At 56.8% G+C, this 22,250-nt stretch carries 19 protein-coding genes; 14 read left to right on the forward strand and 5 right to left on the reverse strand.

Annotated features, from left to right (window positions below; translation table 11 throughout):
• The first annotated feature begins 40 nt into the window (after positions 1–40).
• From nusA to COMA2_RS12720, 10 genes are all read left to right on the forward strand, one after another.
• Positions 41–1,192 carry a transcription termination factor NusA gene (nusA, locus tag COMA2_RS12675; protein ID WP_090898694.1) on the forward strand — a complete coding sequence of 384 codons (1,152 nt, stop codon included), beginning with the start codon at positions 41–43 and terminating at the stop codon, positions 1,190–1,192.
• 23 nt (positions 1,193–1,215) lie between these two features.
• Positions 1,216–3,777, forward strand: coding sequence for a translation initiation factor IF-2 (gene infB / locus COMA2_RS12680; RefSeq protein WP_090898697.1), 2,562 nt, complete (start codon positions 1,216–1,218; stop codon positions 3,775–3,777).
• 106 nt (positions 3,778–3,883) lie between these two features.
• Positions 3,884–4,165: a DUF503 domain-containing protein gene (locus tag COMA2_RS12685; protein WP_090898701.1), complete on the forward strand. Its 282-nt coding sequence runs from the start codon at positions 3,884–3,886 to the stop codon at positions 4,163–4,165.
• A gap of 42 nt (positions 4,166–4,207) precedes the next feature.
• Positions 4,208–4,624: a 30S ribosome-binding factor RbfA gene (gene rbfA, locus COMA2_RS12690; protein ID WP_090898704.1), complete on the forward strand. Its 417-nt coding sequence runs from the start codon at positions 4,208–4,210 to the stop codon at positions 4,622–4,624.
• Between the two features lie 4 nt (positions 4,625–4,628).
• Positions 4,629–5,579: a tRNA pseudouridine(55) synthase TruB gene (truB, locus tag COMA2_RS12695; RefSeq protein WP_175304584.1), complete on the forward strand. Its 951-nt coding sequence runs from the start codon at positions 4,629–4,631 to the stop codon at positions 5,577–5,579.
• 16 nt (positions 5,580–5,595) lie between these two features.
• Positions 5,596–5,865 (forward strand): 30S ribosomal protein S15, encoded by a 270-nt coding sequence (gene rpsO / locus COMA2_RS12700; protein WP_090898710.1) that lies wholly within the window; start codon positions 5,596–5,598, stop codon positions 5,863–5,865.
• Between the two features lie 396 nt (positions 5,866–6,261).
• Positions 6,262–8,379, forward strand: coding sequence for a polyribonucleotide nucleotidyltransferase (gene pnp, locus COMA2_RS12705; protein WP_090898715.1), 2,118 nt, complete (start codon positions 6,262–6,264; stop codon positions 8,377–8,379).
• Between the two features lie 3 nt (positions 8,380–8,382).
• Complete coding sequence (locus tag COMA2_RS12710; protein ID WP_090898718.1) at positions 8,383–9,660, forward strand: M16 family metallopeptidase; 1,278 nt, start codon at positions 8,383–8,385, stop codon at positions 9,658–9,660.
• A gap of 292 nt (positions 9,661–9,952) precedes the next feature.
• Positions 9,953–10,465, forward strand: coding sequence for a hypothetical protein (locus COMA2_RS12715; protein WP_090898721.1), 513 nt, complete (start codon positions 9,953–9,955; stop codon positions 10,463–10,465).
• A 43-nt stretch (positions 10,466–10,508) separates the two neighbouring features.
• Positions 10,509–11,171, forward strand: coding sequence for a hypothetical protein (locus COMA2_RS12720; RefSeq protein ID WP_139077331.1), 663 nt, complete (start codon positions 10,509–10,511; stop codon positions 11,169–11,171).
• A gap of 79 nt (positions 11,172–11,250) precedes the next feature.
• Here the strand turns inward: COMA2_RS12720 and mutS are convergent, their stop codons facing one another.
• Genes mutS through COMA2_RS12745 form a run of 5 tightly spaced genes read right to left on the reverse strand, consistent with a single transcriptional unit; the run spans position 11,251 to position 17,160 of the window.
• The gene (gene mutS / locus COMA2_RS12725) at positions 11,251–13,905 is read right to left on the reverse strand and encodes a DNA mismatch repair protein MutS (protein WP_090898727.1); all 2,655 of its coding nucleotides are present in this window, start codon (positions 13,903–13,905) and stop codon (positions 11,251–11,253) included.
• Positions 13,898–14,242: a lipopolysaccharide assembly protein LapA domain-containing protein gene (locus COMA2_RS12730; RefSeq protein WP_090898730.1), complete on the reverse strand. Its 345-nt coding sequence runs from the start codon at positions 14,240–14,242 to the stop codon at positions 13,898–13,900. The genes mutS and COMA2_RS12730 overlap by 8 nt, the downstream gene beginning before the upstream one ends.
• A complete protein-coding gene (gene tsaE, locus COMA2_RS12735) occupies positions 14,239–14,784 on the reverse strand; it encodes a tRNA (adenosine(37)-N6)-threonylcarbamoyltransferase complex ATPase subunit type 1 TsaE (RefSeq protein WP_090898733.1) in 546 nt (181 codons plus the stop codon). The genes COMA2_RS12730 and tsaE overlap by 4 nt, the downstream gene beginning before the upstream one ends.
• An 11-nt stretch (positions 14,785–14,795) precedes the next feature.
• Positions 14,796–16,394 (reverse strand): NAD(P)H-hydrate dehydratase, encoded by a 1,599-nt coding sequence (locus COMA2_RS12740; protein ID WP_090898736.1) that lies wholly within the window; start codon positions 16,392–16,394, stop codon positions 14,796–14,798.
• 52 nt (positions 16,395–16,446) lie between these two features.
• Positions 16,447–17,160, reverse strand: a complete 714-nt coding sequence (locus tag COMA2_RS12745; RefSeq protein WP_090898739.1) for a pyridoxine 5'-phosphate synthase — start codon at positions 17,158–17,160, stop codon at positions 16,447–16,449.
• A 296-nt stretch (positions 17,161–17,456) separates the two neighbouring features.
• Here COMA2_RS12745 and alaC point away from each other — a divergent pair, with 296 nt between their 5' ends.
• Genes alaC through apgM form a run of 4 tightly spaced genes read left to right on the forward strand, consistent with a single transcriptional unit; the run spans position 17,457 to position 22,250 of the window.
• A complete protein-coding gene (gene alaC, locus COMA2_RS12750; RefSeq protein ID WP_090898742.1) occupies positions 17,457–18,653 on the forward strand; it encodes an alanine transaminase in 1,197 nt (398 codons plus the stop codon).
• The gene (locus COMA2_RS12755) at positions 18,650–19,963 is read left to right on the forward strand and encodes a homoserine dehydrogenase (protein WP_090898744.1); all 1,314 of its coding nucleotides are present in this window, start codon (positions 18,650–18,652) and stop codon (positions 19,961–19,963) included. Before alaC ends, COMA2_RS12755 begins: the two co-directional genes overlap by 4 nt.
• 3 nt (positions 19,964–19,966) lie before the next feature.
• The gene (gene thrC, locus COMA2_RS12760) at positions 19,967–21,025 is read left to right on the forward strand and encodes a threonine synthase (RefSeq protein WP_090898747.1); all 1,059 of its coding nucleotides are present in this window, start codon (positions 19,967–19,969) and stop codon (positions 21,023–21,025) included.
• Between the two features lie 16 nt (positions 21,026–21,041).
• Positions 21,042–22,250, forward strand: coding sequence for a 2,3-bisphosphoglycerate-independent phosphoglycerate mutase (gene apgM, locus COMA2_RS12765; protein ID WP_090898750.1), 1,209 nt, complete (start codon positions 21,042–21,044; stop codon positions 22,248–22,250).

Consider the following 22,250-nt stretch of genomic DNA (forward strand, 5'->3'; position numbering starts at 1 on the left):
GGGAGATTGTCAGTGGTAACCGGATGCAGGAGCGTGACGTATGAATCGTGAACTGATTTCCGTGATCGACGAAATCGGGCGTCAGAAAGGGATCGACAAGGCCCGAGTCATCGGGGCCATCGAATCCGCCCTGCAGACCGCCGCGAAGAAACGTTTCGGTCAAGCCGAAAACATCCAAGTGGAGATCGATCCCAAAACGGGGGAAATTTCCGTCGTCTCCAAGAAGATCATCGTAGAAACGGTCAGCAACCCCAAGGCGGAGATCTCCCTCCAGGAAGCTCGCCAATACGATAGCGAGGCGGAGGTCGGCGACGAAATCGGATCGCTGATCGAAATGAATGAATTGGGAAGGATTGCCGCGCAAACGGCGAAGCAAGTGATCTTCCAGAAGGTGCGCGAGGCGGAATGGGAAGCGGTTCAAAAAGAATATTCGACGCGGCAGGGCGATCTTGTCACGGGAATCATTTTGGGCATGGAACGTCGGAATTATCTTGTGGACCTGGGAAAGACGGAGGCCATCCTGCCCATCCAGGAGCAGATTCCGCGCGAAACGTATCGACGCGGCGATCGTGTGAAAGCGATGTTGTTGGAGGTGCGCCGCACGCCGAAGGATGTTCAAGTCATTCTGTCTCGCAGTCATCCGCAGTTCGTGGCAAAACTTTTCGAGCTCGAAGTGCCGGAAGTCATGGAAAAGATCATTGAAATCAGATCCGTCGTTCGGGAGCCGGGCGATCGAACGAAGATTGCGGTCACGTCCCGTGAAAAGGCCGTGGATCCGGTGGGGGCCTGTGTCGGCATTAAAGGCTCGCGCGTGCAGGCGGTCGTTCGCGAGCTGCGGGGCGAGAAGATCGATATCATTACGTGGACCCAGGATCCGCGAGTTTTTATCGCCGAAGCCTTAAATCCCGCCACGATCGAAAAGGTCGGGATCGACGAAGAGAAGAAGTCGGCGCTTGTGGTCGCAGCCGATTCGCAATTATCGTTGGCGATCGGAAAAAACGGTCAGAATGTCAGGCTTGCGGCGCGTTTGACGGGGTGGAAGATCGACATCATCAGCGCCACCGAATACGAAAAGGAAAAGGTGGAACGCGATAAGGAAATCAAGGCCGCGCTCGCGGAGGAAACCGAAGCGCAGCGACTGCAAGAAGAAGCTCGGCAGGCCGCCAGAGCTGAGGAAGCAACGAGCGGATAGAATACGGAACCGTCCCAATGGCTATGCGTGTATACGAACTTGCGAAGAAGTTAGGCATGGAAAATCGGGTGCTCATCCCCGAGCTCAAGAAGATGGGGGTGTCGGTTACATCTCACAGCAGTACACTCGACGAGGAGATCGTTCAGAAAGTGTTGGATAAGTTGGCCGCAAAATCGAAGAGCCGAGGGACGGGAATCGAGGGAGAGGTCGGTGCAAAGTTGGCGGAGCCTGCGAGTCAAAGTAAAACCGCGGCGGCAAGAAGCCATGTCGTCGAGGAGCCGCTCAAGCCTGACAAGCGCCGCATTCTTATCAAGCGAAAGAAGGAAGAAGAGCCGATTGAGGCCGTTGCGTCAGCCTCGATTATCGAAGCTGAGCGTTCGCCGCAGCCGGCGACCCCAAGCGCCGAGGCGACACCGTTCCCATCCGTTGAGCATCCTCCGAGCGGTGGCCCGGACGACCGTAGTCTGCCGGCGGAAGACGGTTCGAGCAAAGGTTCTCCCCCCATACCGATGCCACTCGTTGCGAAGCAGGAAGCGCCGCCGGCCAAGCCGACCATCGCGCCGCCGATGCCAGGGGCGGCGACTCTGGAGTCTGTGACGGGCAAAAAGAAAAGCATGGCGTTTGAAGCCATCGAAGCAGAGGCGCTCAAGGAAAAGCTCAAGAAAGCGAAAAAAACAGGCCGTCCTAAGGACGAGCAGCAAGACGTCAAATTACGCGAGGACGCCGCCCGCTGGCAAGACCTTCGCGCGATTCCGGTGCAGCGCCGCGATGACCGATCCAAGCATGTTCACCATAGCACCCCGGCAGAAATCACTAAACCGCGCCGGAAGAGCGTGAAAGTGACTCCTCGGACAACGGTCAAAGAATTCGCTGAGTTGATCGGTCAACGGCCGGCGGACATCGTTCGAAAACTGATGGATATGGGGCAAATGCTGACGTTTCACCAACCTATGAGCCTTGAGGCCGCATCGATTTTTGCCGAGGAAAGCGGAGTCAAAGTTGAAATCTCCGTCGAGAAAGTTGGGGACGAGTTGCTGCAAGATGTCGTTGAGACGGGCGATGATGAGCGGCCGGAACCTCGACCGCCTGTGGTGACCATTATGGGGCACGTCGATCATGGGAAGACGTCGCTCCTCGATGCGATTCGCCAAACAAAAGTGGCGGAAGGAGAAGCGGGGGGCATTACTCAGCATATCGGCGCCTACACGGTCTCCGTGCGCGGCAAGCAAGTGACGTTTCTGGATACTCCAGGCCATGAGGCCTTTACGGCCATGCGATCTCGCGGCGCGAAGGTCACGGATATCGTCATTTTGGTCGTTGCGGCAGACGATGGCGTGATGCCGCAAACTATCGAAGCGATCAACCATGCCAAGGCGGCGGGCGTGCCGCTGATCGTGGCGATGAATAAGATCGACAAGCCGACCGCCAATCCTGATCGGGTAAAAAATGCTCTCTCGGAATATGGACTCATTTCCGAAGCCTGGGGTGGCGATACCATTATGGTCGAGGTGTCCGCCAAGCAGAAGACGGGCCTCGATACTCTCCTCGAGATGATCTTGCTTCAAGCGGAAGTGCTTGAACTCAAGGCGGATCCGCACAGGCAGGCTAAAGGCACCGTCATCGAGGCCAAGATCGAACGAGGGAGAGGTCCGGTTGCGACGGTGTTGGTCCAGAGCGGAACTCTGCGGGTGGGCGACGCGTATGTCGTCGGAACGTTCAGCGGCCGTGTCCGAGCTCTCATTAGCGACCGTGGTGAAAAAGCGCAGCAGGCAGGGCCGTCCATTCCTGTGGAAGTCATCGGCTTGCCGGGCGTTCCATCGGCGGGGGATGTCTTTCATGTCGTCTCCAACGAGCGAGTCGCCCGAGAGATAGCGGAGGAACGAGCCCAAAAGCGTCGGGCGGCGGAACTCACCGGCCCCGCGAAAGTGTCCTTGGATGATCTCTTTGCGAAGATTCAAGAAGGGTCGGTGAAGGAGTTGGCCATTGTCATCAAGGCCGACGTGCAAGGTTCGTCGGAAGCCTTGGCGGGCGCCGTCGAAAAGCTCTCGACGGATGCCGTCAAGCTGCGCGTGATTCATAACGGAGTCGGTGGGGTCATGGAATCCGATGTGCTGCTCGCTTCCGCGTCACGAGCCATCATTATCGGTTTCAATATCAGGCCGGAGCCAAAGGCAACCGCATTGGCGGAACAGCAAGGTGTCGACATCCGGCTTTACACGATCATTTATGACGCCATCGCCGATATCAAGGCTGCGATGGAAGGCTTGCTCGAGCCGACTCTGAAAGAGCGGGTGTTGGGACGAGCGGAAGTACGGCAGGTCTTTACGATTCCAAAGATCGGAGCCGTAGCAGGGACCTATGTGATCGACGGGACGATCTCTCGGTCCAGCGTCGGAGTCCGAGTGATTCGTGACAATGTGGTGGTCTATCAGGGTAAACTTGGTTCGTTACGGCGCTTCAAGGATGATGTGCGTGACGTGCAGCAGGGGTATGAATGCGGGTTGAGCGTCGAAAACTTCAACGATGTCAAATCCGGCGATATCATCGAGGCCTATGCAGTCGATAAGATCGCGACAAAGCTCTAGGAAAGCCGAAGAATTTTGTGTGCAGCCCCTTGCTTGAGGGACTGACAGGCTCATGAAACTGATCGCGGACTCTTCATGGTGAGCCGACGCGAATCGAATCCCGGCCATGGTTGTAGGGCTATGCACCGTTGAGTTATTCATCTCAGGAAGCCAATCGCTTAAAGACAAGCGGCAGGTTATCCATGGGATCAAGGACAGGCTTCGAGGCAAGTTTAACCTCTCAGTCGCCGAAGTGGACGGTCAAGACCTCTGGCAGAAGGCTATCCTTGGAATGGCTTGTGTCTCGAATGAGCGTAGCCACGCGAACCAGATGCTTGAACAAGCGTTGAATCTGATCAAAAGCATGCCAACCGTCGAAGTGGTACGAGCCCAGTTGGAATTACTCTAAGCTCCCTGTCATACTTGCGATCGATGAGGCCGGGACACCAAGATGTCGAAGACGACCTATAAAAGGGCAGATCGGGTGGCTGACCAGATTCGCATGGAAGTAGCGGATATTCTTATGCGAAAAATCAAGGATCCTCGAGTCCATGACGTAACGGTGACCGATGTCGAGCTGACAGGGGATTTGCGCATCGCGCATATTTTTGTCACGACCATGGAAACAGGGGAAGCCGAGCGCGATATCTTTGCCGGCTTATCAAAGGCCAGTGGATTTGTGCGGTCGGAATTAGGACGGCGGCTCTCGCTCCGCTACCTGCCGGATGTGATTTTCAAGAAGGATGTCAGTGGCCCACGCGGCGACCGTATCATGCGGCTCCTGGAAGGACTGCACGGGGAGTCCGACCAGCATGAAGCCCAGGATTCACCGAACAGTGATCGGAAGATCACAGCCTCTTCCTCTTAAACGTATGGATCGAACAGATACCACGACAGGCCTGCGGGATGCTCTTGACGGAGTCCTCATCGTCCACAAGGAAGCCGGCTGGACGTCGCACGATGTTGTCGCCAAGGTCCGGAGGCTGTTGGGGGGAAGTAAAGTCGGCCATGCCGGCACGCTGGATCCTAGCGCTACGGGTGTCTTGCCTATCCTTGTCGGGCGGGCCACAAGAGTTGCTGAGTACCTGATCAATTGGGACAAGGAGTACCATGCCGTCTTGCGCTTGGGAGAAACGACCGATACGCAAGATGCAACCGGGCAGGTCTTGAGCAGGGTCGATCCATGCGAAGTGACGGAAGACATGCTTCAGGCCGTGATCGCTCGATTCCGAGGCGAACAACGCCAATTGCCGCCGATGTATTCAGCCGTGAAAGTCGGCGGACAGCCGCTTTACAAAGCGGCCAGAGCGGGCAGAACAGTCGATCGGGCGGAGCGATCGATCATGATTCATCAGCTTGAGATCACGGCCCTTCATGGCCGTGACGTGGCCCTGCGCATTGTGTGTTCGAAAGGCACGTATGTCCGCACGTTATGTGCCGACATCGGACAGGCATTAGGGGTCGGCGGGCATCTCTCTGCTCTCGAGCGTCGCCGTGTCGGGCCATTGTCGATCGAACAGGCGCTGACGATCGATCAAGTCGCCGATCACCTTACGATGAGAACGCTCTCTCGGCAGTTCATTTCGGTGGATCAACTCCTCGTTCAATTCCCGGCAGTGGTCGTGAACGCGGAGCAGGCGCAGCGTGTCTTGAATGGCTCGCCAATTTTCCCGGCGCGAGTCGGGCAACTCCCGCCTGCCCCCTCCACGCTGTCGGTACGACTCAAGGATGAAGCCGGTCAGTTGTTGGCCATCGGAACTCACGATGCCGGCCGCATGGGGTCGATTAGAATTTGCAAAGTACTGAGTCTCTTGAATCATTAATACGGAAGGAGTAGGTATGGCATTGTTGAAAGAAGCGAAGAGTGAACTCATCAAGCAATATCAGCAGCATGACAAGGATTCCGGATCGCCGGAAGTTCAGATAGCCGTATTGACCAATCGGATTACGTATCTCACCGAGCATTTCAAGACTCATAAAAAGGATCACCATTCGCGGCGTGGACTATTGCAGCTGGTCGGGCGCCGGCGGCGGCTTCTGGACTATCTCCGTGGTGTGAATGATGCGCGTTACCGAACCGTGATCGACCGACTCAGTATTCGCAAGTAACCGGTCGTGCGAGTAGTGGCGTTGACCGGCGCCCTAGGAGCCTGTCCGACATTGACCTTTCTGCTGCGGCGAACGATGTACCGGCATCTGCGTAGTTCTCGGCCCAGAACATCCTCAACGTATTCCGGCGAATGCGCCTCCGGATTTTCGTGGACTGTGGCCTCGCATCTGCCGGCCCTTCCTTTGTCTCGTCGCGAAGGGCAATGTCGAACAGGCTCCTAGCATCGTTCGAATGTCCCACAGATGAACACCGACATGCGCTCACACGAAGTGCGCGGTGTAAACGTGAAAAGTCGTAAAGTCGGCGAGAAGTCGCTGACCTTAACCGTTTACCACGCACTCGTCGTTGAGCGTATCTCAGTGGGCATCTGTGGATCTAACCAGAGGAGACCATAGATGATACACGTCGTAGAAATCGACATCGCAGGTCGAACCCTTCGCCTTGAAACCGGCCGAATCGCAAAGCAAGCTGACGGATCCATATGGGCCTCGTATGGCGACACGGTCGTCCTCGCGACAGCCGTGGCCGCGCAAACGGCCAAACCTGGGATCGATTTCCTTCCCTTGACCGTCGACTACCAGGAAAAGGCCTACGCGGCTGGGAAAATACCCGGAGGCTACTTCAAGCGAGAAGGTCGACCGGCTGAAAAGGAAGTCCTCACCAGCCGCTTGATCGACCGGCCGCTTCGCCCGTTATTTCCCGAAGGCTACTATTTCGAGACGCAAGTCATTGCCTCGGTCCTCTCGGCGGATAAGACGGGCTCGTCCGACGTCATCGGAATCACTGCGGCATCCGCCGCTCTCGCGGTATCGAACATTCCGTTCAACGGCCCCGTGGCCGGTGTCAAGATCGGTCGGGTCAACGGCAAGCTCGTCGTCAATCCCGACCTGGAAACGATGGAACAGAGCGAGCTCCATCTGGTGGTTGCGGGCACAGCGGATGCGGTGATGATGGTGGAGGCAGGCGCCAATGAATTATCCGAGCAGACGATGCTCGAGGCGCTGGAATTGGCTCACTCCGAGATTAAGAAAATCGTTGCGAAGATTAATGAATTGGCCCAGAAGGTCGGCAGAGTGAAGCGGGCGGTTGTTGAGGAGTCGATCGATCCCGTCTTGCAGGCCGAGATCAAGGCGTTGGTTGCGCAACCCATTCGTGACGCGATCATGATCGCCAACAAGACTGCCCGACAGGAGCGATTGGACCAGGTTCTGGCCGACACCATCGCAAGGCTGAAAAAGCCGGACGATCCCTCAAGCGAACGGCATATCAAGATCGTGTTCCATCAATTGGAATACACAGAAGTCCGGAAGATGATTTTGGAGAAGCGCTCTCGCGCCGACGGACGCGGCCCTTCGGATATTCGTCCGATTACTTGTGAAGTCGGCGCGTTGCCGCGAACCCATGGTTCGGCCATCTTTACCCGAGGCGAAACCCAGAGCTTGGCGGTGGTGACCCTGGGGACGACCGACGATGAACAGCGCATCGATGCGTTGGAAGGCGAGTACACGCGGACCTTTATGCTGCACTATAACTTCCCGCCGTTCAGCGTCGGTGAGGCGAGGCCCCTTCGCACGCCAGGACGGCGTGAGGTCGGGCACGGCGCATTGGCTGAACGGGCATTGAAGCCCGTCATACCGGGCAAGGACGTCTTCCCCTATACCTTACGCATCGTGTCTGAGATTTTGGAATCCAACGGGTCTTCCTCGATGGCAACCGTGTGCGGTGGGACGTTGGCCATGATGGACGCAGGCGTTCCGATCAAGGAGCCGGTGGCCGGCATCGCCATGGGATTGATCAAGGAAGGGGACGACGTCATCATTTTGTCGGACATTCTTGGCCTTGAAGATCATCTGGGCGATATGGACTTCAAAGTGTGCGGGACCAAGAACGGCGTGACGGCACTGCAAATGGATATAAAAATCGGCGGCATTACCACAGCCTTGATGCAGCAAGCCCTGGAGCAGGCGCGGCTGGGTCGCCTCCACATTCTCGGCCATATGGCGAAGGCCCTCACCGGTCCCCGCGCCGACTTGTCGACGTTTGCCCCTCGCATCTACACGATGAAGGTCAAGCAAGACAAGATTCGAGATATTATCGGACAGGGCGGCAAAACCATTCGCGGCATTCAGTCCGATTGCGGCGTCAAGATCAGCGTCGAAGATACCGGCATTGTGACCATTGCGTCTGCGGACGGCACGTCCTTGCAAAAAGCCAAAGAGATCATCAACCGCCTGACCGAGGAAGTTGAAGTCGGGAAAATCTATACGGGAACGGTGAGAAAGATCATGGATTTTGGCGCCTTTGTGGAGGTGCTGCCGGGCACCGATGGGTTGGTCCATATCTCACAGCTGGCGCATCACCGAGTGAAAGCCGTATCGGACGAGGTAGCCGAAGGCGATCAAATTCTTGTGAAAGTGCTGGAAATCGACAAGCAAGGCAAGATCAGACTCAGCCGAAAAGAAACCCTCCCCGCGCCGACGGGCGGCGGTGCAAACGAGTCAGCGGGCGGGTAACACTTGTACCGTAAGCTCATTCTCGAGAACGGGATTCGCTTGGTTTCCGAGCGAATCCCGACTCTCAAATCCGTCACCATAGGCATCTGGGTCAATACGGGCTCTCGCGACGAAAGCCCCGCCCAAGCCGGGTACGCCCATTTCATCGAGCATATGTTCTTCAAGGGGACGACCTCTCGATCGGCCACGGAGATTTCTTGTGAAATCGATGCGCTGGGGGGCGAGATGAACGCCTTCACGACGCGTGAAACCACGACATACTACGTCAAGGTATTGGACCAACATCTCCCTAAGGCCCTCGACCTTTTGGCGGATTTGTTTCTCCGCTCTCGACTCGGAAAGAAAGAAATTGAAAAGGAAAAGCAGGTCGTCCTTGAAGAAATTCGGATGGTTCAAGACGATCCCGAAGATCTCGTTCAAGAGCTGCATACCAAGTTGGCGATGGGCCGACACCCCTTGAGTCGTCCCATTCTTGGCCGCGAATCAACGATCGTCCGGATCAGCCGAGAAGATCTCCTCGAGTACATCGATACACACTATCGTCCGGAAGAGATCGTGCTCGCCGTCGCTGGAAATTTCGACCAACAACAACTCGAAAAAACGATGGCTCGCGCCTTTGGGAAGTATCGTCCTTCTTCGGGCGTCCTTCCTCGAAAACGTTGGCCTCCGGAGCTCTGTGGTGGCGCGATCGTGAAACAAAAGCCATTAGAGCAGGTGCACCTCTGTTTGGGATTCAAGGGCGTGGCGGCCGGTCATAAGGACCGATATGCGGTCTATGCGTTGAACAGTGTCCTCGGCGGTGGTGTCAGTTCGAGACTGTTCCAGGAGATCCGTGAAAAAAGGGGCTTATCGTATTCGATCTACTCATTTTTGTCGGGTTATTCCGATGGTGGCACGATCACCGTTTATGCAGGCACTCAAGCGCGGGAGGTTGAGCGGGTTCTGGAGCTCGTCAGTCTGGAGATCCGGCGCTTCAGCAGAGATGGAATCGATCGGCATGAGCTGAAACGGACAAAAGAACAGATGAAAGGCGGCCTCATGTTAAGCTTGGAAAGTTCGCATAGCCGGATGAACAAGCTTGCAAAAGATGAATTAATCTCCCGTGCCCACACCACCCTCGAAGAAATGATTCTGGAAATAAACGCGGTGACGCCACAACAAATAAGTCAAGTTGCCCAGGATCTCTTCACCCCTGAAAAAATAGCTCTGACAGGCCTGGGGCCACTTTCTTCACGGCAAGTGAAGGCGTTAAGCGGGCAATTCCAAAAATACTCAGCCTGACCACAGCATGTTGTACAGCCGGATAAAACTCGTAACTCATTGTTTTTTTTACGCTGGAAGAGGTCTCTATCTTCCCGTGACAAGTCCGGCAAACATTTTCTTGACAGCGCCTCGGAGTTTCAGTACCGTTCCGGTACCAACCGGACGGCTTTCCGTTTGTTTTTGGGCCGCCGGTTGCTGAAGGATACGGAATTTACTAGGGACTTTGAGTGGCCATCTCGATATAGAGTATGAAAAAGAACAGACATCTCATCGCACTATGTGGCTCAATTTGACGAAGGAGGGATTAGCTATGAAAAAGGCTGTCATTCTAGCTGCCGGGGCACTGGTTTTAGGTTTCGGCTTGCTGGCGGCCGAGGTTTCCCTGGCAGCCGGTGGTATTGAAAAATTAGGACTTGCTGATGCGGTTGTTGGAGGGAAACCTCTGAAGGCCGAAGCGGCCAAGACACTACAGGGCCGTGTGTGGTCGCAATGGGCGGATAACCCGGACGGAGAACTTTTGTTCGGCATTCAATATTGGAATACGGGCGAGCCGGGGTCCGGTGACAGTGGAGGCCGATCATCAACGATGCTTGACGTGAAGCCGCCTGATCCATTGTTCAGTTGTTGTGCCTGGGGATTCTCCGGAGGCAGTGAGAAAAATTCAACCTATTCCGGCTGGTACCATGCGGCCGCGACGGTCCGTCTGGCGGTCAAAGATAAAGCCCTCATGGACCAAATCATCAAAGCCTCTCAAGAATTGGTTGCGATGGAAGTCACCCTGGACGGCAGAACCATCACCGGCTTCAAAGTCATCAAAGACTAGCCACTTTCAAAGCGTACGGATGTTGTTGAAGGAGGACGCGATTATGATGTTACGGAAGCAAGGTGCCGCCGCGTTGGCCGCCGTTGCACTGGTGGTCGGGATGGCTTCGACCGCCTCGGCCATTGAGTCATTTCAAGAGCGGTTCGAGTGGGGTGATATGAGCAAACCGACCACTCTTCAGGGTCGGGTAATCGTGCTGGACCCCTATGACGAAGCAGTGTGGATCCACATCGCCGTATTCGGCGGCAATGCCGAGAGCGGCTTGTACTGGCAAAAAATTCATCCAGGTAAAAATGTGAAGTTCTATGCCGATAAGTCCGCCTGGCAAGAGCTGAAGAAAATGGGTCGGCCCCATGCCGGACCGGCAGCGGCGAAGGAAGTTCCCCCAGGCAGCACGACGGACTTGATCGAATTCGTGGTAACAGAAACCGAACAGAATCATCGGGTGATTTCATCAGTGAAGAAGATTCCTGAAGTATCCGGCTCTGTGGGCAAGCCGTTGAGCATGTCCGCGCTTCGCCTCAAAGAGTGTGCAGGGAAGAGTGAAATTGAGGCAGGTTGCGCAAAAGCCAAGCAAGGCCTTAACTCTTCGCCGGTCAGTCCGGATGGAAGTAATGTGGGCATGCAATACGATGTCATGCTGCCCGGTGGAAAAGTCGTCGGCGGCTTGATTCCATGGACTGCCCAATATAACCTGGCGCACTGAAAACTGTTCCAGAGCGAAACGGGCGGCATTTCCATCGGAAATGCCGCCCGTTTCATTTTCATCATATGGTCGATGCGAGTTATCGATCGGATGGATCGCTGCTCTTTGACCTCGCCATACGCTGCAACTCGGCAAGACGATTCAGCGCATCGAGCGGGGTCATCGAGAACAGGTCGATCTGCTTGACTTCTTCTATGATCGGATGCGGATGCGGAAGGAGTTCCGCTGTCCTCGTACCTTCTTCCTGATTCAACACCGAACCGGCAGGCTCAGGTTGTTCCAGCTGTGACAACACCGTTTGCGCACGGCTGATGATGTCGGCAGGAAGGCCCGCCAGTTTGGCGACGTGAATGCCGTAACTTCGATCAGCTTTGCCCGCCACGATTTTCCTGAGAAACACCACATCGCCATCGCATTCCTGAACGGCCACGCGATAGTTCTTGATTCCGATCCGTTGTGGCTCCAGTTGCGTCATCTCATGATAGTGAGTTGCGAACAATGTGCGCGCACCAAGCCTGGCGCAGTCGTGAATGTATTCCGCAATTGCCCAGGCGATGCTCAGGCCGTCATAGGTACTTGTGCCGCGGCCGATTTCATCCAACAGAATCAGACTGCGGGGAGTCGCATTTTGGAGAATGTTCGCTGTCTCCACCATTTCGACCATAAAGGTGCTCTGGCCCCCGGCCAGATTATCCGAGGCTCCCACTCTGGTGAAGATGCGATCGGTTAATCCGATCGTGGCTTCTGCGGCGGGTACGAAGCTGCCGATCTGAGCCATCAACATAATCAGCGCGACTTGACGGAGATAGGTGCTCTTTCCGGCCATGTTTGGCCCAGTAATGATCAGGAGCCGGTTCAGTTCGAGATCCAACAGTGTGTCATTCGGGACAAATACCGAATCGGTACAGAGTCGCTCGACTACCGGGTGACGACCTTCCTTGATGATGATGGCGCCCCCGTCAGTCACCGTCGGCTTGGTATAGCGGTACAGGGCGGCCACCTCGGCCAATCCGGCCACGACATCCAGGAGCGCAAGGGCAGTCGCCATGGCGTCCAATCGATGGGCCTCTTGAGCCAATCGTGACCGAAGCTGGAGAAAAACCTCCTGCTCGCGAGCCAGGAGATTGGCCTCGGCTCCGGTCACACGTTCTTCCAATTGCTGTAGCTCGGCCGTCATAAATCGTTCGGCATTCACGAGCGTTTGCTTGCGGATGTAGTCAGCGGGCACACGGGCAAGATTGGCTTTAGTGATCTCGATGTAATAGCCAAACACTTGATTGTAACGGACCTTCAACGATTCAATGCCTGTCCGGTCGCGTTCCTGTCTTTCGATCGCCGCGATCCAAGTTTTCCCCTCCTTGCTGGTTTTGCGCAACTCGTCCACGACGGGGTCATAGCCATCGGTGAAGATGTTCCCGTCCCGAATGAAAGGCGGAGCATCAGGTCGGATGGCGCGCTCAATCACGTCGTAGAGATCCTGGCCGCTATCCCATGAGGTTCGTACCTGACAGAGCAGCGGACTCCGCAGCGGTGTCAGCTGGACACCAATTTCTGGTAAAGCCGAGAGCGATTGTTTGAGGGCCAGAAGTTCTCGTGGGCCGGCCAAGCCGAGTACGATGCGACTGCCGAGTCGCGCGATATCCTGGACCTCTCGCAAGGCGGTCCGTATTGCAGTTCTGACCTGCATATGGTCCTTCAGTTCTTCAACCGCATCGAGCCGCTGACGTATCTGGTCGTCGTGGAGTAACGGCCGTACCAGCCACTGGCGAAGGAGTCGGCTTCCCATGGCCGTGGCGGTCCGATCCAACACGCTCAGGAGCGTGGTAGGTTTCGGGCTTGATACGTGCTCGTTCGCCAGCAATGGCTTGAGAATCTCCAGGTTACGGATGGTGGTGCCGTCCAAATGCATGTACTCGTCATTGCGTCTGAGCGTGAATCGGCGAATATGATCGAGAGGAACCGTCGGTTGAGTTTCACGCAAGTACGATAAAACGGCGCCTGCCGCGCTACTGGCAGCGGGGCAGGCGGCACAGCCTAAGGCGTCAACGTCCTGTACGTGGAAATGCTCCGTTAAGGCATGAGTAGCCGATTGTTGGCTGAACGATGTCGGCGGTCGTTCACACAGGCGTGTTCCGACGAGTTCCTTGATCCAGGCGGAACATTCGGGGACGAGGTTTGCCGGAAAAAGCACTTCTCGAGGATCCAGTCGAGCGAGTTCGTTCAATAGTTGCGTGGCCGCGTGGGGACCATAAAACTCCATCCCCCAAAATTCACCCGTTGAAACCTCAAGGACGGACAAGCCGATCGACCTGCCGCGAATCTTGTCTGATCGAACCGCGAAGGCGGCGAGATAATTGAGTTCGCCCGGGGCGAGAAATTCTGTCTCGACAAGCGTGCCCGGCGTATAGAGCCTGACGACTTCACGGCGCACCAGACCTTTGGCGGCCTTGGGATCCTCAACTTGCTCGCACAACGCGACAATACGGCCGGCTTTCAATAACTTTGCGATATAGCCGGTTGCGGCATGAAAGGGGACGCCGCACAGTGGAACAGGATGGGCGCTGTTCTTGTCGCGAGACGTGAGCGCGATCGATAAGAGTCGCGAGGCTTCCCGGGCGTCCTCGTAGAACATCTCATAAAAATCTCCCACCCGAAAAAACAGTATGGCTTCAGGGTATCCCTGTTTCATGTCCCGATACTGCCGCATGAGCGGGCTCAGAGCTGCGTCACTCATCGGCAAGGTCTCTCGAAGACTCCGTCGTGGCGGGAGTCTGGCTGCGTCCGGAAAGTTTCTCGAGGGATTGCCGAAGCCGCTCTAAATTCGCTTCGGCTTCCTGGAGGGCCTTCGTCTTTCGTCGAAGATCGATGCGCCCGCGTATCCAGGGAGGGAACAACAAGATGGCCGAGACCAAAAGGCCGACAAGACATCCGGCCATGATAGGTTTGTAAATGGGAGTTGAGGCTTCGAGCAATCCAAAGAAATAGCGGAGGGTGACTTCCTGTTCCTGGTTTTGAAGAATGAAGGCCAACGAAAGGAGCAAAAGAGTACCGACTAAAATCAGTCGAGTCATCGTGGGGAAGTCTTTCTGCCTCGTTGGAGGCGTAGCTTGAATGATCGCGAGGGGCGAGGCCAGGCCTTCTTGAGGAGCGCGAGCAATGAGCGAGAGCGTGAGCCTCGCGCCTCAACCAGAGCGCGTCTGGTCGTCCTGGTTCGATGGATAAGCGTGACTTCAAGTCGATCTCCCGGAAGCAGGTGGGGAAATCGGTCGGCCCACTCAATGGCGACGGCCGCGTCATCCCTCATCAAGCAATCCGATAGTCCGATCGATTCGGTTTCCTCAGGCCTCTGCAATCGATACAGGTCGACGTGAATGATCGGAAGTCGTCCCTGGTATTCATGGATAAGCAGGAACGTCGGGCTCGTGACGGAAGCGGCCGGCGCTCCGAGCCCGGCCACGATGCCCCTGACCAGTGCTGTCTTACCCGCTCCCAATTCGCCGATCAAAGCGAGCACCTCGCCTCCTCGAAGCAACCGGCCGATGGCGTTTCCGAACGACTCTGTCTCGCGCGGAGATGAGAGGTGAAGGTCCAGAGAACCGACGGATGTCACCATAGGAACGTCCTTTACACGAGATCGTTCCCGATGTTTTGCTTGGAGGTGCTTGAGGGATCCTGACTCATGAGTTTGAAGGCATGGGGAATCATCTCAAGCACATCGCGCGAGATCAATCCGGGTTGCCCCTTTCCGGTCGCAGCCAAATCCCCGGCGACGCCATGCAGGTAGGTGGCGGCACAGGCGGCTTCCCAGGAAGGAACGCCTTGGGCCAAGAGTCCTACTATCATGCCGGTCAATACATCGCCCGTTCCGGCCGTCGCCATGCCAGGATTACCCGTGGGGCAAATCGCGACGACTCCATCCGGTCTGGCGATGACGGTTCGAGCCCCTTTCAGAACGACGAACAGTCCCCGTTGCACCGCGAAGCGGGTGGCGGTGCCGATCCGATCGCGGTTGACGATCTGAGGCGTTGCGTCGGCCTCCAGTCGTGCCATTTCTCCGGGGTGGGGCGTGATGATCGGCGGTGTTTTGCAAGTCGCCAAAAGGGCAGTGCGCCCGGTCAACGCATTCAAGGCGTCCGCATCCAAAACAGCCGGGCGGTCCAGCTGTTTCGTTAAGGCCCGGACCAGTTCAACGGTTTCGGGATGAGTTGATAGACCTGGACCGATGGCGATGGCCGTTCTCGCTTCCATGAAAGCGACGAGTCGATCCAATGCGGTTCGCGACAAGGTGCGTGCTTTGGTTTCAGGCATGGGAACCGTCATCGCTTCCAATAGCTTTGCTTCCAAGACGTCATTCACACTTGTAGGGATTGCAACCGTCACGAGGCCCGCGCCCGCACGCAGGGCCGCTTGAGCGGCCATGGCGGCCGCGCCGGTTTTGCCTACGGATCCCGCTATGATACCGGCATGGCCGAACGTGCCTTTGTGACTCGATGCCCGTCGTTTCGGCAGGTATGCGCGCACCATGTGCGGTGTCATCAAGCTCGTTCGGCTCTGGACCGCGTCGACGTAGGCCGGCGGAATTCCAATGTCGACGAGCGCCACCTCTCCGGCCAGATCGATCCCATCATTTTGATAGAGGCCTAACTTCGGTAGACCAAAGGTCACGGTAAGGGAGGCATGAATGCCTCGGCCTAGGACCGTTCCTGTATCGGCATGGAGGCCAGACGGAAGATCAACAGCCACCACGGGGCGACCGGTTTCATTGATGCTGTCGATGGCCTCCGCGTAGCGGCCGGTTACAGTGGCGGACAGTCCTGTTCCGAGGAGGGCATCGACGAGGATGTCACTGTCTTGTAGAAGTGCCCGCGCCTGAGTCTTGGACCCATAGAGGTAGACGGAGGACCTCCCTGCGGCGCGAACGAATTGCTTATACATGGTGGCGGCATCACGGCTCAGTTCTGACGTGGGCATCACGGTGAGGACGCGCACGTTTGCATGGCGCCGACGGAGGAGTCGAGCGGCGACGAATCCATCCCCGCCGTTGTTGCCCTTGCCGCAAACCACGGTGATTGTTTTGCCCCTCATGGGTCCCCACCGCTGCTCAAGGCAGGAGACGACACCGGTCCCGGCGCGTTCCATCAACGTGGTCGCCGGGATATGGGCCTCTGAGATCGTTCGGAGGTCGAGTGCCTGCATCTGTGCAGCGGTGATGATCTTGGTCATGGCAAACCAGATGTCGTAAACGGGCGGGCCGAGCGGGCCTACGAACCTCAGGTCAAACGAGCAAGGCTTTCATTTCTTTCACGGCTTGGACGAGACCGACGAGAACCGCCCGGGCAACGATACTATGCCCGATGTTGTATTCGACAATTTCGGGAATATGCGTCAGGCGTTTGATGTTGCGGTAATTCAGTCCATGCCCGGCATTGACGCCGATCCCAAGTTTGTACGCCAGCCTGGCGGCGTGGGTAATGGCCTCGAATTCCGCATCGGCTTCTTTGGAGCGGGTGGCATTCGCGTAGCGACCGGTATGCAACTCCACGAAATCAGCGGCAACCTTGTGCGCAGCCCTGATCTGATTCAGATCGGGTTCAACAAAGACGCTGACGGGAATCCCTCCGTTATGTAACAACGTCACGATGTTCTGAATTCGCTCGCGATGCCCGGCGATATCCAGGCCCCCTTCAGTGGTGAGTTCCTGTCGCTTTTCCGGTACCAAGGTGACAAGGTCGGGCTTGATGGTCAGGGCGATCTTCGCGATTTCTTCGTCGGCCGCCATTTCGAGGTCGAGCTTTGTTCGGGTTATTTCGCGAAGGAGTTGAAGATCTCGATCTTGGATATGGCGCCGGTCTTCCCGTAGGTGAACGACCAGGCCGTCTGCTCCCGCCAGCTCGACAAGCACCGCAGCCGCCAAAGGATCTGGATCGGTTCCTCCGCGGGCCTGCCGCAACGTCGCCACATGGTCGATATTCACACCAAGCCGGGCCATCACCCCTCCTTATATCCGGTCAGCCTGATAACACGCGCGCGAGACAGGCCAGATCCATCAATCCAGCGCTAGTAGTAGCAGAAAGGATGGAGAGGGGGCAAGAACGGGTTCGCGGATCGGTGAAGAACCGATTGAAGAGCAGGCGCGTCCGACAAATTCAGAACCCCGTAAGAAAATTAGGCAAATTGACTCGACCAAAGCCCTCCATTAGAATAGGACTCTTTCAAAATCCCTCCACTCATTTTGTCGGGACGAGTGAGTGTGTGGGGATATTCAAAAGTAGTCAAAGGAAGTTCATGGGGTTGGGCGAAGGTTTTTATCGAATCAAGCGACTCCCGCCGTACGTGTTTGCGCAGGTTCAATCGCTCAAGCTTGAGGCTCGCCAGCGTGGGGAAGACATCATTGATTTCGGGATGGGAAATCCCGATCAACCGACCCCGCCTCATATCGTCGAGAAAATGATCGAGGCCGCCCGCAAGGCAAAGAATCATCGGTACTCGGCTTCGCGCGGCATCACGAAACTGCGGCATGGGATTTGTGGGTGGTACAAACGCAACTACGGTGTTGAACTGGATCCGGAGACTGAAGCGATCGTCACCATCGGATCCAAAGAAGGTCTCGCTCACTTGGCCTTGGCCATGATCGGTCCAGGCGATGTGGTTCTGACCCCGACGCCGACCTATCCCATCCACATGTACAGCTTCATCATTGCGGGCGGTGAGGTTCGCGGCATCGAACTCCGTCAGGATAGCGATTTTTTCGAAGATCTGACGCGCGTCTATCGGCAGACGTTTCCGAGACCGAAGATTCTCGTGATCAACTTTCCCCACAATCCCACGACGGCCGTCGTGGATTTGGAGTTCTTCAAGAAGATCGTGGCGTTTGCCAAGGAGCACAACGTCATCGTCATCCATGACCTCGCCTATGCCGACCTGGTGTTCGACGGATACAAGGCGCCGAGCTTTCTTCAGGTCCCGGGCGCCAAAGACTGCGGGGTAGAATTCTATACCCTGTCCAAGGCCTACAACATGCCGGGTTGGCGCGTGGGTTTTTGCGTGGGCAATCGAGAGGTCGTCGGTGCGTTGGCAAAGATTAAAAGCTATCTGGACTATGGTATTTTCCAACCCATTCAGATCGCCAGTGTGATTGCCTTGAATGGCCCTCAGGACTGTGTCAAGGAGACGGTGTTGCGGTACCAGAAACGCAGGGATGCGCTTGTGGGCGGGCTGAATCGGATCGGCTGGCAAGTCGCAAAGCCCCTGGCCACGATGTTTGTATGGGCGCGCATCCCCTTGCCCTATCGCCACATGGGATCCTTGGAGTTTTCAAAGCTCTTGCTCAAAGAGGCAAAAGTGGCCGTTTCTCCGGGAATCGGATTCGGGGAAGGCGGTGATGACTACGTGCGGTTTGGGCTGGTAGAAAACGAACATCGCACCAGGCAGGCCGTCAGAGGAATCCGGAAAGCCCTCAAGCTCGATGGGGATGAGGAATGAGATCGCGCATCGGAATCGGGATCGTAGGGTTCGGGACGGTCGGCACCGGAGTCGCCAAAATCCTTCTCGATAATGCCGCCCTCATTACGCGGCGCGTCGGCGTCCCGGTCGAACTTGTTCGCGTGGCGGATCTGGATGTCGTCAGGGAGCGTGGCGTCGCCTTGGCCGCCGGGGTGTTGACGACCGACAGCAGGGACGTTCTGACTGCGCCGGACATCGATATCGTCGTTGAGCTCATCGGCGGATACGATGCGGCCAAACGCGTCATCCTGGATGCGATCGCGGCCGGGAAGCATGTGGTGACGGCAAATAAAGCGCTCCTGGCGCTTCACGGAGAGGAAATCTTTGACGCCGCCGTGCGTAACGGAGTGGATGTAGGATTTGAAGCCAGCGTCGGCGGCGGCATTCCCGTTATTCGTGCGTTGACGGAAGGTTTAGCCGGAAATACGATCGAATCCATCTATGGCATTATCAACGGGACGTCCAACTATATTTTGTCGAGAATGACCCGTGAGGGGCATAGTTTCGAGGAAGTGCTCACCGACGCGCAACGAGCCGGGTACGCCGAAGCCGATCCGACCTTTGACGTGGCCGGGATCGATTCGGCCCACAAGCTGGCCATCCTCGTCAACCTTGCCTATGGAACCCCGGTCAACTTCAAGGACATCTATACTGAAGGGATTACCAACGTCACGCCGATCGATATCGCGTACGCGAAGCAGTTTGGGTTCACGATCAAGCTGCTCGGCATCGCAAAACTGGTGGACGGAGAGATTGAGGCGCGGGTTCATCCTACGATGCTCCCCTCGACGTCTCCGATTGCCCAAGTTGAGGATGTGTACAATGCCATCCAGCTCGTCGGTGATGCGGTCGGTGACGTCGTTCTCTATGGTCGGGGGGCCGGATCCATGCCGACCGGAAGCGCCGTGGTCAGCGACCTCATTGCAATCGGACGGAATCTTTTAAAAGGCAGCGCCGGTCGCGTGCCGGTGGCGTCGTTCCAGCCGGATCAGCGACGGCCGCTCCGGCTGCGGTCGATGGAAGAGATCAGCTCGCTCTATTATCTCCGGTTTACCGTCGTCGACCGACCCGGCGTGTTGGCGCAGATCGCCGGCGAGTTGGGTCGGTGCGGGATCAGCATCTCGTCGATGGTGCAGCAGGGGCGCCGTGAAGGACAGACCGTGCCGATCGTCATCAAGACACATGTGGCGAAGGAGCGGGATGTCCAAACCGCGTTGCGGGAAATCAATCGAAAGGCGTTCGTCTCCGAGCCGACGACGCTGATTCGTGTCGAAGGCAAGGATGAGTGATCGATGAATCCTTGGCGCGGAGTGATCGAGGAGTACCGTAAATTCCTTCCCGTGACGGAAAAGACACCAGTGGTCAGCCTGGGAGAGGGCAATACCCCTCTGATTCGGGCCACGAGATTGGCTCAAGCCATCGCCCCAGGAGTTGAGCTCTATCTGAAGTTCGAGGGGGCCAATCCGACCGGTTCCTTCAAGGACCGCGGCATGACATTAGCCATCTCGAAGGCGGTGGAAAACGGCGCGCGGGCCGTGATGTGCGCGTCGACCGGCAACACCTCCGCCTCGGCCGCCGCTTACGGCGCGCGCGCGGGGTTATCCGTTTTCGTGTTGATACCAGCCGGCAAGATCGCGATGGGGAAGCTGTCCCAGGCGATGATGCATCAGGCCACGGTGATCCAGATTGAAGGCAACTTTGATCAGGCCCTCGCGCTCGTCAAGGAGTTTTCGGCGACACTGGCCATTGAATTGGTGAACTCGGTGAATCCCTTCCGGATCGACGGGCAGAAGACGGCGGCCTTTGAGGTGTGCGATCAACTTGGCGGGGCCCCGGCGCTTCATGTGTTGCCGGTCGGGAACGCGGGAAATATCACAGCGTATTGGAAAGGGTACCAAGAATATCGTGCGGCCAATCAGATTGCGAAGGTGCCCCGCATGATGGGATTCCAAGCCGCCGGCGCGGCTCCGATCGTGTTGGGCCGGGTCGTCGATCAACCACAGACCATCGCCACGGCCATTCGAATCGGCAATCCCGCCAGCTGGTCTTCGGCAGTCAAGGCGGTTGAGGAATCGGCGGGCGCGATCGATCTGGTGACCGATGAGGAAATTCTCCAGGCCTATACCATGGTGGCGGCAACCGAAGGGGTTTTTTGTGAGCCGGCTTCCGCCGCGTCTGTCGCCGGCGTCGCCAAATTGCATCGAGCCAGGGTTCTACAAGAAGGAGAGACGGTCGTATGTACGTTGACGGGGCATGGTTTGAAAGACGCCGATACGGCAATCGGTGTGTCCAAACAACCGCAGACGGTCAAGGCGACGCGCGAGGACGTGGCCCGGCTGTTGAAAGTCTGAGAGACGTGTGGATCCTATGAAATATGTGATTGTGCATGCCGGTGGAATGGCTGATCACCCGCAAGAGGAACTGGGCGGTAGGACGCCGCTCCAAGCGGCTGCGACTCCCCATCTCGATCGTCTGGCGCAGAGCGGAGAGCTGGGTCAGCTGCTGATTCCAGCCGACGGGATGCGCCATGGCGGTGGATTGATCGGAACGGCGATTCTGGGATATGACCCTAAAAAGTTTTATCCAGGCCCTGGACCGCTTGAGGCCGCGAGTTTGGGCGTGTCCGGGACGGAGCAGGACGTCGTGTACCGATGCACGATGGTCACCGTGGCGCCGGAGAGCGGGAAGGGCGGTGAGATCAAAAAATTAGGTCCACACGTCATCATGGATGATGGGACGGCCGGGCTGATCGAAACCGAAGAAGCCCGTGAATTGATCGAGGCGATCAATGAGCAGCTCGGTTCGGAGACCATCCAATTCTATCCCGGGGCGGGTCATCGCCATCTGATGGTATGGGTGAAGGGGAAGCCGCGAGCGATCTGCACCGATCCGCAGACGATACTTGGTCAATCCATCGCGGATGCCTTACCGAAAGGCGATGGAGCCGATATTCTGCGCAAGTTGATGGATGCGGCCTATTTCATCTTGCGCGATCATCCTCTCAACGAGGAACGGATAGCCGCGGGGAAGAAACCGGCCAATTGCATCTGGCTCTGGGGCGAGGGGCGAGCGGTCATGTGGCCGAGTTTGGTTGAGAAATACGAGGTCACGGGGGCGGTCGTGGCCACCAACGACGTCCATCGCGGGGTCGGGATCTGCGCAGGTCTGGATGCTGTGGATCCTGAGCGGCTAGAAGGTGGTGATCTCCATACCAAGGCGACCGTGGCGTTGGCGGAATTTGCCAAGAGAGATTTTGTGTATGTGCATGCCAAATTGGCCGATGAGGTGATACACGGCACTGACATCAAAGCCAAAGTTCAGGGGATCGAAGAGTTCGATCGTCATCTCGTCGGCCCGTTATTCGAAGGCTTGTCTAAACAAGGCCCCTATCGTTTTCTGGTGATCTGCGATCATACCGCAGGAATCGAAGGCCCGGCGTTCTACGCGTTTGGTGAAGGAGGCGGAAAGGGATCAGAGGCCGTCGGCCGCCGATTCACCGAGGCGGATGCTTTCGCAGCAAACATGCCTGCCCGCGACGCCACCAAGTTTGTCATCAAGTTTTTCTCTAAAAGCTGA

Source organism: Candidatus Nitrospira nitrificans (assembly GCF_001458775.1).
In the GTDB taxonomy this organism is placed as follows: domain Bacteria; phylum Nitrospirota; class Nitrospiria; order Nitrospirales; family Nitrospiraceae; genus Nitrospira_D; species Nitrospira_D nitrificans.

What these genes read in the sequence shown, in the direction of transcription:
- nusA (WP_090898694.1), top strand. Translation starts at nt 41, where the DNA reads ATGAATCGTGAACTGATTTCCGTGATCGACGAAATCGGGCGTCAGAAA.
- infB (WP_090898697.1), top strand. Translation starts at nt 1,216, where the DNA reads ATGCGTGTATACGAACTTGCGAAGAAGTTAGGCATGGAAAATCGGGTG.
- COMA2_RS12685 (WP_090898701.1), top strand. Translation starts at nt 3,884, where the DNA reads ATGGTTGTAGGGCTATGCACCGTTGAGTTATTCATCTCAGGAAGCCAA.
- rbfA (WP_090898704.1), top strand. Translation starts at nt 4,208, where the DNA reads ATGTCGAAGACGACCTATAAAAGGGCAGATCGGGTGGCTGACCAGATT.
- truB (WP_175304584.1), top strand. Translation starts at nt 4,629, where the DNA reads ATGGATCGAACAGATACCACGACAGGCCTGCGGGATGCTCTTGACGGA.
- rpsO (WP_090898710.1), top strand. Translation starts at nt 5,596, where the DNA reads ATGGCATTGTTGAAAGAAGCGAAGAGTGAACTCATCAAGCAATATCAG.
- pnp (WP_090898715.1), top strand. Translation starts at nt 6,262, where the DNA reads ATGATACACGTCGTAGAAATCGACATCGCAGGTCGAACCCTTCGCCTT.
- COMA2_RS12715 (WP_090898721.1), top strand. Translation starts at nt 9,953, where the DNA reads ATGAAAAAGGCTGTCATTCTAGCTGCCGGGGCACTGGTTTTAGGTTTC.
- COMA2_RS12720 (WP_139077331.1), top strand. Translation starts at nt 10,509, where the DNA reads ATGATGTTACGGAAGCAAGGTGCCGCCGCGTTGGCCGCCGTTGCACTG.
- mutS (WP_090898727.1), bottom strand. Translation starts at nt 13,905, where the DNA reads ATGAGTGACGCAGCTCTGAGCCCGCTCATGCGGCAGTATCGGGACATG.
- COMA2_RS12730 (WP_090898730.1), bottom strand. Translation starts at nt 14,242, where the DNA reads ATGACTCGACTGATTTTAGTCGGTACTCTTTTGCTCCTTTCGTTGGCC.
- tsaE (WP_090898733.1), bottom strand. Translation starts at nt 14,784, where the DNA reads ATGGTGACATCCGTCGGTTCTCTGGACCTTCACCTCTCATCTCCGCGC.
- COMA2_RS12740 (WP_090898736.1), bottom strand. Translation starts at nt 16,394, where the DNA reads ATGACCAAGATCATCACCGCTGCACAGATGCAGGCACTCGACCTCCGA.
- COMA2_RS12745 (WP_090898739.1), bottom strand. Translation starts at nt 17,160, where the DNA reads ATGGCCCGGCTTGGTGTGAATATCGACCATGTGGCGACGTTGCGGCAG.
- alaC (WP_090898742.1), top strand. Translation starts at nt 17,457, where the DNA reads ATGGGGTTGGGCGAAGGTTTTTATCGAATCAAGCGACTCCCGCCGTAC.
- COMA2_RS12755 (WP_090898744.1), top strand. Translation starts at nt 18,650, where the DNA reads ATGAGATCGCGCATCGGAATCGGGATCGTAGGGTTCGGGACGGTCGGC.
- thrC (WP_090898747.1), top strand. Translation starts at nt 19,967, where the DNA reads ATGAATCCTTGGCGCGGAGTGATCGAGGAGTACCGTAAATTCCTTCCC.
- apgM (WP_090898750.1), top strand. Translation starts at nt 21,042, where the DNA reads ATGAAATATGTGATTGTGCATGCCGGTGGAATGGCTGATCACCCGCAA.